This window comes from Pseudomonas sp. FW305-3-2-15-C-LB1 (assembly GCF_058787615.1).
In genome coordinates, this window is the sequence record NZ_JBYSZX010000006.1 from 335,630 (window position 1) to 342,412 (window position 6,783).

The following is a 6,783-nucleotide window of genomic DNA, read 5'->3' on the forward strand; positions in this document are numbered from 1 at the left end:
GCTTTAACACATTAATGCGTGCTAATTCTTTCCTTGGAATCAGACTCGCGTTTTTCGTCCTTTGCAACTATCTCCGGAGCCACATCCGGCAAGGGCTCCGGCGCGTATTGCAGCGCAATTTGCAGGACCTCGTCAATCCATTTAACCGGTTTAATCTGAAGATCCTGCTTGATATTGTCAGGAATTTCCTTCAAGTCGCGAACATTCTCTTCAGGAATGATCACGGTCTTGATACCGCCCCGGTGTGCAGCCAGCAATTTCTCTTTCAGGCCACCGATAGCCAATACCTGGCCACGCAGGGTGATTTCACCGGTCATGGCGACATCGGCGCGTACCGGAATGCCGGTCAACGCCGATACCAGGGCCGTGCACATGCCTACACCAGCGCTAGGGCCGTCCTTGGGGGTCGCCCCTTCCGGCATGTGGATGTGCGTGTCGTGCTTCTCGTGGAAGTCCAGGGGGATCCCCAGGCTCCTGGCGCGGCTGCGCACCACGGTCTGCGCGGCAGTGATGGACTCGACCATCACGTCACCGAGGGATCCGGTCTTGATCAACTGGCCTTTGCCTGGAATCACTGCGGCTTCGATGGTCAGCAACTCGCCGCCCACCTGGGTCCACGCCAGGCCAGTCACCTGGCCGACCTGATCCTGCTGTTCGGCCAGGCCGTAGCGGAATTTGCGCACGCCCAGAAAGTGCTCCAGGGAGTCGGCCGTGACCTTCACCGAGAAGCGTTTTTCCAGTGCGTGCTCTTTGACCGCCTTGCGGCAGATCTTCGCAATCTGGCGCTCAAGGCCCCGTACACCGGCCTCGCGGGTGTAGTAGCGCACGATGTCGCGGATCGCCTCGACCTCGAATTCGATCTCGCCTTTCTTCAGGCCATTGGCCGACGTCTGCTTGGGCGCGAGGTATTTGACGGCGATGTTGATCTTTTCGTCTTCGGTGTAACCCGGCAGACGAATCACCTCCATCCGGTCCAGCAGCGCTGGCGGGATGTTCATGGAGTTGGAGGTGCACAGGAACATCACATCGGAGAGGTCGTAGTCGACTTCCAGGTAATGGTCGTTGAAATTGTGGTTCTGCTCGGGGTCGAGCACTTCCAGCAACGCCGATGCCGGATCGCCTCGCATGTCACTGCCCATTTTGTCGATTTCATCGAGCAGGAACAGCGGGTTGCGCACACCCACCTTTGTCATCTTTTGAATCAATCTTCCTGGCATCGAACCGATGTATGTGCGGCGATGACCACGGATTTCCGCTTCATCCCGTACACCACCAAGGGCCATGCGCACGAACTTACGGTTGGTAGCGTTGGCAATCGACTCGGCCAGGGAGGTTTTACCCACACCCGGCGGACCAACCAGGCACAACACCGGGCCACGAATCTTCTTCACGCGTTTTTGCACAGCGAGGTATTCGAGGATGCGTTCCTTGACTTCTTCCAGGCCATAGTGATCGGCGTCGAGAATGTCTTCGGCACGAGCGAGGTCCAGGCGTACCTTGGTCTGAGCCTTCCACGGCACCTGCACCAGCCAGTCGATGTAGGACCGCACCACGGTGGCTTCGGCCGACATCGGCGACATCTGCTTGAGCTTGTTCAGCTCGGCGGTGGCTTTGGTCAGGGCGTCTTTCGGCAGGCCGGCGGCATCGATGCGCTTTTTCAGCTCTTCGATTTCGTTGTGGCCTTCCTCGCTGTCGCCGAGTTCCTTCTGAATGGCCTTCATCTGCTCATTCAAGTAGTACTCGCGCTGACTGCGCTCCATTTGCTTCTTCACGCGACCACGAATGCGCTTCTCAACCTGCAACAGGTCGATTTCGGCATCCAGCAGTGCCAATACATGTTCTACACGTGCCGGCAAGTCGATGATTTCGAGGATGTCCTGCTTCTGCTCGATCTTCAGCGCCATGTGCGCAGCCATGGTGTCGACCAGGCGGCTCGGCTCATCGATGCTGTTGAGGGAGGACAGGACTTCAGCCGGGACCTTCTTGCCCAACTGCACATACTGCTCGAACTGCGAGAGCAGGCTGCGTACAAACACTTCGGACTCGCGCTCGGGGGCCTCGACTTCGTCGATCAGCGCCACTTCGGCGCGCAGGTGGCCGTCCACTTCCATGAAGCGCTCCACCGCACCACGCTGCTCGCCTTCCACCAGCACCTTGACGGTGCCATCGGGCAGCTTGAGCAGTTGCAGCACGGTGGCAATGGTACCGACGCGATACAGGGCATCTTCGCCTGGATCATCATCGGCAGGATTTCTCTGGGCCAACAGCAGGATCTGCTTGTCGCCCGTCATCGCGGCCTCGAGGGCTTCGATAGACTTCTCGCGCCCCACGAACAGCGGGATAACCATGTGCGGATAGACGACGACATCACGCAACGGCAGGAGAGGCAATTCGATGGTTGTCTTCATGATTTCGCCTCTATGACAATTGAAAAGTAAGCTTGAAACCAAGATGGGGTCTGCATGCAAAAAAAACAAGCTTATTGCCAGCAGTTAACGCAGTAAACGCTCCTGCGTAAAAAACGCCGTAAAAACAAAGGGGCCCCTGGAGGCCCCTTGCTTATACAGACACTGCGAAACGCTTACGCGTCTGGCGCAGCCTTGGCAGTCGGCTCACTGTTTTCGTAGATATACAGTGGCTTGGACTTGCCTTCTATAACGCTTTCATCGATCACCACTTTACTCACCTCGGACTGCGAGGGGATTTCGTACATGGTGTCGAGCAACACGCCTTCGAGAATCGAACGCAGGCCACGTGCACCGGTCTTGCGCTCCAGTGCCCGCTTGGCCACTGATTTGAGTGCGTCGGTACGGAACTCGAGGTCTACACCTTCCATCTCGAACAACTTGGCGTATTGCTTGGTCAGGGCGTTCTTCGGCTCGGTGAGGATCTGGATCAAAGCCGCCTCATCCAACTCGTCCAACGTGGCCAGGACCGGCAGACGACCAACGAATTCAGGGATCAGACCGAACTTGACCAGATCGTCAGGTTCGACTTCACGCAGGGACTCGCCCACCTTCTTGCCTTCTTCCTTGCTGCGCACTTCTGCACTGAAACCAATGCCACCACGGGTGGAACGCTGCTGGATGACTTTTTCCAGGCCGGAGAACGCACCGCCACAGATGAACAGGATGTTGCGTGTATCAACCTGAAGGAATTCCTGCTGCGGGTGCTTGCGGCCGCCTTGTGGCGGTACGGAAGCGACCGTGCCTTCGATCAGTTTCAACAGTGCCTGCTGCACGCCTTCACCGGAAACGTCCCGGGTGATCGACGGGTTGTCCGACTTGCGCGAGATCTTGTCGATTTCGTCGATGTAGACAATACCCATCTGGGCCTTCTCTACGTCGTAGTCGCACTTCTGCAGCAGTTTCTGAATGATGTTCTCGACATCTTCACCCACGTAGCCAGCCTCGGTAAGGGTGGTGGCGTCGGCGATGGTGAACGGAACGTTCAGCAGGCGAGCGAGGGTTTCTGCAAGCAGGGTTTTACCCGAGCCTGTAGGACCGATCAGCAAGATATTGCTCTTGCCGAGTTCAACTTCGTCGCCTTTCTTGTCACGCTGGTTCAAGCGCTTGTAGTGGTTGTATACCGCTACGGCCAGAACCTTCTTTGCACGCTCTTGACCAATCACATACTGGTCAAGGATGCCGCTGATTTCTTTAGGCGAAGGCAATTTATGCGCGCTGCTCTCGGCCTGGGCTTCCTGCACCTCCTCACGGATGATGTCATTGCACAGGTCGACGCATTCGTCGCAGATAAACACCGAGGGGCCGGCAATCAATTTGCGTACTTCATGCTGGCTTTTGCCACAGAAGGAGCAATAGAGCAGCTTGCCGTTGTCCTCGCCGTTGCGGGTGTCAGTCATTCGTTCGATCCAAATCCGATAGGCTTGCAACACAAGATGAAGGCTTATGCGGGCTTTTTCAAGCCCGCCAGTGGTCGGACATGCCGACCAGCCCTATTTTGAGCGGCGTATATTAAGCGGGACGCTGGGTGATCACTGCGTCGATCAGGCCATATGCCTGCGCCGCTTCGGCACTCATGAAGTTGTCGCGATTGGTATCGCGCTCGATTTCTTCCAGGGTGCGCCCGCTGTGCTTGGCCATCAGCGTGTTGAGGCGCTCGCGGATAAACAGGATTTCCTTGGCGTGGATTTCGATGTCCGACGCCTGGCCCTGGAAACCGCCCAGTGGCTGGTGAATCATCACGCGCGAGTTGGGCAGGCAGAAGCGCTTGCCCTCGGCACCGGCAGTCAGCAGGAACGCGCCCATGCTGCAGGCCTGGCCGATGCAGGTGGTCGACACGTTCGGCTTGATGAACTGCATGGTGTCGTAGATCGACATGCCCGCCGTTACCGAACCGCCTGGGGAGTTGATGTAGAGATGGATGTCCTTGTCCGGGTTTTCCGCTTCAAGGAACAGCAGCTGCGCACAGATCAGGTTGGCCATGTAGTCCTCTACGGGGCCCACCAGAAAGATCACTCGCTCCTTGAGCAGGCGCGAGTAGATGTCGTAGGCGCGTTCGCCACGAGCGGACTGCTCGACAACCATCGGGACCAGGCCGCCAGCGGCCTGGATATCAGAGTTCTGCTGAATATAGGAATTACGGAACATGCTCTGCAGTTACTCCCAAATAGTCATGTCTTGAAAACGCATAAGCCAGCGCGAGGCTGGCTTATGGTTGAATTTCCAACGAGTTGGACAATCAGTCGGCTTGTGCTGCTTCCGCCGGTTTGACTGCTTCTTCGTAAGAGACCGCTTTATCGGTCACCTTAGCCTTCTGCAGAACAGTATCCACAACTTGTTCTTCCAGCACAACCGAACGCACTTCGTTCAGTTGCTGATCGTTCTTGTAGTACCAAGCCACGACCTGCTCAGGCTCCTGGTAGGCCGAAGCCATTTCCTGGATCATTTCGCGAACGCGGTCTTCGTCCGGCTTGAGGTCGAACTGCTTGACCACTTCAGCCACGATCAGGCCCAGCACAACGCGACGCTTGGCTTGCTCTTCGAACAGCTCGGCCGGCAGCTGGTCAGGCTTGATATTGCCACCAAACTGCTGGACAGCTTGAACGCGCAGGCGATCCACTTCGTTGGACAGCAGGGCCTTGGGCACTTCGATCGGGTTGGCAGCCAGCAGGCCGTCCATGACCTGGTTCTTGACCTTGGACTTGATGGCCTGGCGCAGCTCGCGCTCCATGTTCTTGCGAACTTCGGCGCGGAAACCTTCGATACCGGTTTCCTTGATACCGAATTGCGCGAAGAATTCTTCGTTCAGCTCTGGCAGCTTAGGCTCGGAAACGCTGTTGACAGTCACGGTGAACTCGGCGGCTTTGCCAGCCAGGTCCAGGTTCTGGTAGTCAGCAGGGAAGGTCAGGTTCAGAACGCGTTCTTCGCCGGCTTTGGCGCCAACCAGGCCGTCTTCGAAACCCGGGATCATGCGGTTGGAACCCAGCACCAGCTGAGTGCCCTTGGCGGAGCCGCCAGCGAACACTTCGCCGTCAACCTTGCCAACGAAATCGATGTTCAGCTGGTCTTCGTTCTGGGCAGCACGGTCGGCCACTTCGAAACGAGTGTTCTGCTTGCGCAGGATTTCCAGCATGTTGTCCAGGTCCGAGTCAGCCACTTCGGCGCTCAGGCGCTCGATGGCGATACCGTCGAAACCGGCCACTTCAAACTCAGGGAACACTTCGAATACGGCAACGTATTCCAGGTCCTTGCCTGCTTCCAGGGACTTAGGCTCGATCGACGGCGAACCCGCCGGGTTCAGCTTGTGTTCAACGACCGCTTCGTAGAAAGAAGCCTGGATCACGTCGCCCACAGCTTCCTGGCGCGCATCGGCACCAAAACGGCGCTTGATTTCGCTCATTGGCACTTTGCCTGGACGGAAACCAGCGATCTTGGCCTTCTGGGCAGTCTGCTGCAGACGCTTGTTGACCGCAGTCTCGAGACGCTCAGCCGGCACGGTGATGCTCAGGCGACGCTCGATAGCAGTAGTATTTTCAACAGAAACTTGCATGGATATTCCTCGTTGCACAGACGTTAGCCGGCCATTTCCGACCCCAATCAAGGGCATGCATTCTAGTGGGTCAAACTCAAGAAGTCACCCTACTGCAAATACGCCCGAAAACAGCCGGCAATTTATCGGTACGAAGGCACTGATGCACCTCGCCCCGGTGACAAATACAACCCATCACGCCAGGGCTCTGCGCCGCCCCTTCTATATATAGAAGAAGTCGTCATCCATCTCCCTGACGGCCAACCCTTCAAACAGGGCTGACAGGCAGCGCGGCATCATCGAGATACATAAATACGACGAAACGCCCTGCCGTTGCGGCCCACTACGTGCTGCCGCCGAATAGTCGAACCGCTGAAACCAAAAAAGGCGCCAGACTGTTAAATCTGGCGCCTTTCGAATATGGGGTGGACGAAGGGGATCGAACCCTCGACAACGGGAGTCACAATCCCGTGCTCTACCAACTGAGCTACGCCCACCATATTGCGTTAACAAAGAAACCAAACCACTTCTTTGTCTAGCCCTACCCCGTTTCTCAACAAGGCCAGGCTTTATTTGGTGCGGATGAAGAGACTCGAACTCTTACGCCTCGCGGCGCTGGAACCTAAATCCAGTGTGTCTACCAATTCCACCACATCCGCGCTTGAAGCTCTTAAAGCAAAGGCGCCAGACGATTAATCTGGCGCCTTTCAAAATATGGGGTGGACGAAGGGGATCGAACCCTCGACAACGGGAGTCACAATCCCGTGCTCTACCAACTGAGCTACGCCC

4 protein-coding genes and 2 tRNA genes are annotated in these 6,783 nt (G+C 56.8%); all 6 read right to left on the reverse strand.

The window, feature by feature from the left end; genetic code table 11:
* Positions 1-11: 11 nt before the first annotated feature.
* The 6 genes from lon to AC3WP7_RS15065 all read right to left on the reverse strand — a co-directional run bounded on the left by lon (position 12) and on the right by AC3WP7_RS15065 (position 6,653).
* Positions 12-2,408, reverse strand: coding sequence for an endopeptidase La (lon, locus tag AC3WP7_RS15040; protein WP_071492029.1), 2,397 nt, complete (start codon positions 2,406-2,408; stop codon positions 12-14).
* A gap of 173 nt (positions 2,409-2,581) precedes the next feature.
* Positions 2,582-3,865, reverse strand: coding sequence for an ATP-dependent Clp protease ATP-binding subunit ClpX (gene clpX, locus AC3WP7_RS15045; RefSeq protein ID WP_003238279.1), 1,284 nt, complete (start codon positions 3,863-3,865; stop codon positions 2,582-2,584).
* Between the two features lie 112 nt (positions 3,866-3,977).
* Positions 3,978-4,613 (reverse strand): ATP-dependent Clp endopeptidase proteolytic subunit ClpP, encoded by a 636-nt coding sequence (gene clpP, locus AC3WP7_RS15050; RefSeq protein ID WP_092244767.1) that lies wholly within the window; start codon positions 4,611-4,613, stop codon positions 3,978-3,980.
* A 91-nt stretch (positions 4,614-4,704) separates the two neighbouring features.
* A complete protein-coding gene (tig, locus tag AC3WP7_RS15055; protein WP_093124173.1) occupies positions 4,705-6,015 on the reverse strand; it encodes a trigger factor in 1,311 nt (436 codons plus the stop codon).
* A 400-nt stretch (positions 6,016-6,415) separates the two neighbouring features.
* Positions 6,416-6,491 (reverse strand) — tRNA-His (locus AC3WP7_RS15060).
* A 77-nt stretch (positions 6,492-6,568) separates the two neighbouring features.
* Positions 6,569-6,653 (reverse strand) — tRNA-Leu (locus AC3WP7_RS15065).
* Between the last annotated feature and the right edge of the window lie 130 nt (positions 6,654-6,783).